Raw genomic sequence first — 642 nt, forward strand, 5'->3', positions numbered from 1 at the left:
TTTGAGAACACCAATTCTACTTGGTTAAGTCCTCGACCGATTAGTACTGGTCCGCTTCACGTCTCACAACGCTGCCACTTCCAGCCTATCTACCTGATCATCTCTCAGGGGTCTTACTTCCATATAGGAATGGGAAATCTCATCTTGAGGCGAGTTTCACACTTAGATGCTTTCAGCGTTTATCTCATCCATACATAGCTACCCAGCGATGCGCCTGGCGGCACAACTGGTACACCAGCGGTATGTCCATCCCGGTCCTCTCGTACTAAGGACAGCTCCTCTCAAATTTCCTACGCCCGCGACGGATAGGGACCGAACTGTCTCACGACGTTCTGAACCCAGCTCGCGTACCGCTTTAATGGGCGAACAGCCCAACCCTTGGGACCGACTACAGCCCCAGGATGCGATGAGCCGACATCGAGGTGCCAAACCTCCCCGTCGATGTGGACTCTTGGGGGAGATAAGCCTGTTATCCCCAGGGTAGCTTTTATCCGTTGAGCGATGGCCCTTCCATACGGTACCACCGGATCACTAAGCCCGACTTTCGTCCCTGCTCGACCTGTCTGTCTCGCAGTCAAGCTCTCTTCTGCCTTTACACTCAATGAATGATTTCCAACCATTCTGAGAGAACCTTTGGGCGCC

1 rRNA gene is annotated in these 642 nt (G+C 53.1%); it reads right to left on the minus strand.

Annotation, left to right across the window (positions count from 1 at the left end):
• Positions 1–20: 20 nt before the first annotated feature.
• Positions 21–642, minus strand: a 23S ribosomal RNA gene (locus tag EGT51_RS12850); the annotation flags it as partial.

Origin of the sequence: Levilactobacillus suantsaiihabitans (assembly GCF_004745505.1) — a bacterium.
Lineage (GTDB): Bacteria > Bacillota > Bacilli > Lactobacillales > Lactobacillaceae > Levilactobacillus > Levilactobacillus suantsaiihabitans.